We start from the raw sequence: 2,386 nt of genomic DNA on the forward strand, positions 1-2,386 counted from the left end.
GGGCGGCCAGGGCCTGACCGAGGCCACCAAGTCCGCCCTCCTCGCCGCGAACTACATCGCCGCACGGCTGGATGAGCACTTCCCGGTGCTCTACACCGGCGAGAGCGGACTGGTGGCGCACGAGTGCATCCTGGACCTGCGTGAACTCACGGCCAGGACCGGTGTCACCGCGGAGGACGTCGCCAAGCGCCTGATCGACTTCGGCTTCCACGCCCCCACGCTGTCATTCCCCGTGGCGGGCACCCTGATGGTGGAGCCCACGGAGTCCGAGGACCTCGCGGAGATCGACCGCTTCATCGCGGCGATGATCACGATCCGGCAGGAGATCGACCAGGTGGCCAGCGGCGAGTTCACGGTGGAGAACTCCCCGCTGCGCAACGCACCCCACACGGCGGCCTCCGTCGTCTCGTCCGGCTGGGAGCGGGCGTACCCGCGAGAGCAGGCCGCCTTCCCGGTCCACACGCTTAGGCAGGACAAGTACTTCCCGCCGGTCGGCCGGATCGACGGTGCAGCCGGCGACCGGAACCTGGTCTGCTCCTGCCCTCCGCTTTCCGAATTCGAGAACTAAGGATCCCCTGATGAGTGAGAACTACACCGCCCTCTTCGAGCAGCACAAAAAAGCCGGCGCCTCCTTCACGGACTTCGGCGGCTGGCAGATGCCCCTTAAGTACGAATCGGAACTGGCCGAGCACCACGCCGTCCGCAACGCCGCGGGCTTGTTCGACCTCTCCCACATGGGTGAGGTCTGGGTCAGCGGCCCGGACGCCGCCGCGTTCCTCGACTATGCCCTGGCCGGGAAGCTCTCGGCTGTGGCCGTGGGCAAGGCCAAGTACTCGCTGATCTGCCAGGAAGACGGCGGCATCATCGATGACCTCATCTCCTACCGCCGCGCCGAGGACAGGTACATGGTGGTCCCCAACGCCGGAAACGCTACGGTAGTGGCCGCGGAACTGGTCGAGCGGGCTGCAGGCTTTGACGTCACGGTGGAGAACGTCTCCGCCGAGACTTCGCTGATCGCCGTCCAGGGCCCCAACGCCGAAGCGATCCTGCTGGCCCTGGTCCCGGCCGGGCAGCACGCGCTGGTCACCGAGCTGAAGTACTACGCCGCGGTTGAGGTGCAGCTCAACGGGCAGGACCTGCTCTTGGCCCGCACCGGCTACACCGGTGAGGACGGCTTTGAAATCTACGTTCCCAACGAGGACGCCGCCGGCCTCTGGGAAGCACTGCTGGAAACCGGTGCCAGCCAGGGGCTTATCCCCGCCGGCCTGGCCTGCCGCGACTCGCTCCGGCTCGAAGCCGGCATGCCGCTCTACGGCAACGAGCTCTCCCGCGAAGGCAACCCGTACGCGGCGGGCCTGGGACCGGTCGTCTCGCTCGCCAAGGAGTCGGATTTCGTCGGCAAGGCGGCCCTGGCCGAACTCAAGGCAGCCGGCGCAGGTTCCACCACCGGCCGCAGACTTGTGGGCCTCAAGGGCCTGGGCCGCCGGGCCGGCCGCGGCCACTACCCTGTCCTGAAGGACGGCAATGTTGTCGGCGAAGTGACCTCCGGGCAGCCGAGTCCCACCCTGGGGTACCCCGTCGCGATGGCGTACGTCGACGTCGAGTTCACCGAACCGGGCACCGCCCTGGACATCGATTTGCGCGGCAAGGCCGAGCCGTTCGAAGTCGTGGCGCTGCCGTTCTACAAGCGCGAAAAATAGCCCGGCCGCCGGCTGGGCCCGTCGATACAACCTACGAACTTAAGGATTGAGAAGCATGAGCAAAGTAGTAGCCGAACTGAAGTACTCCGCGGAACACGAATGGGTCGCCGCTGACGGGTCGGGCCCGGCCGGGATCGGCATTTCAGCCGTGGCCGCGGACGCCCTCGGCGACATCGTTTACGTGGACCTGCCCGACGTGGGCGCCACGGTGACCGCGGGCGAGACGTGCGGCGAGGTCGAGTCAACCAAGTCGGTCTCGGACCTGTACGCGCCGGTCACCGGCGAGGTCACCGAGGTCAATGACGCTGTTGTGTCCGATCCGGCGCTGATCAACAGTGACCCGTACGGTGCCGGCTGGCTGTTCAAGGTCGCCGTGATCGAAGAAGGGCCGCTGATGTCGGCCGAAGAGTACGCTGCAGCCAACGGCGGCGAACTGTGAGCGGGGCTGCGGCGGCGGGCACCCTGACCGCCTTCGAGCAGGTTGTGTCCCCGTCGCTGGATGCGGAGCTGTCCGCGCTGGATCCGGAGATCGCCGTGCAGATCGATGCGGAGCTGGGCCGCCAGCGCGACGGCCTGGAGATGATCGCCTCGGAGAACCACACCGCGGTGGCCGTGATGCAGGCGCAGGGTTCGGTGCTGACGAACAAGTACGCCGAGGGCTACCCGGGCAAGCGCTATTACGGCGG

The 2,386-nt window shown here is 67.4% G+C and carries 2 protein-coding genes and 2 pseudogenes; all 4 read left to right on the forward strand.

The features are described from left to right. A pseudogene (locus ABLI39_RS17300) lies at positions 1-568 on the forward strand (glycine dehydrogenase (aminomethyl-transferring)); the annotation flags it as partial. 10 nt (positions 569-578) lie between these two features. Then, positions 579-1,700: a glycine cleavage system aminomethyltransferase GcvT gene (gcvT, locus tag ABLI39_RS17305; protein WP_349414788.1), complete on the forward strand. Its 1,122-nt coding sequence runs from the start codon at positions 579-581 to the stop codon at positions 1,698-1,700. Between the two features lie 55 nt (positions 1,701-1,755). After that, positions 1,756-2,139, forward strand: coding sequence for a glycine cleavage system protein GcvH (gene gcvH / locus ABLI39_RS17310; RefSeq protein ID WP_349414789.1), 384 nt, complete (start codon positions 1,756-1,758; stop codon positions 2,137-2,139). Beyond that, a pseudogene (locus tag ABLI39_RS17315) lies at positions 2,136-2,386 on the forward strand (serine hydroxymethyltransferase); the annotation flags it as partial. The gene gcvH and the pseudogene ABLI39_RS17315, both read left to right, overlap by 4 nt.

This window comes from Pseudarthrobacter sp. B907, assembly GCF_040137805.1.
GTDB lineage: Bacteria > Actinomycetota > Actinomycetes > Actinomycetales > Micrococcaceae > Arthrobacter.

Bases quoted from the DNA above. Each gene is read 5' to 3' on its own strand.
- gcvT (WP_349414788.1), top strand. From the start codon at position 579: ATGAGTGAGAACTACACCGCCCTCTTCGAGCAGCACAAAAAAGCCGGC.
- gcvH (WP_349414789.1), top strand. From the start codon at position 1,756: ATGAGCAAAGTAGTAGCCGAACTGAAGTACTCCGCGGAACACGAATGG.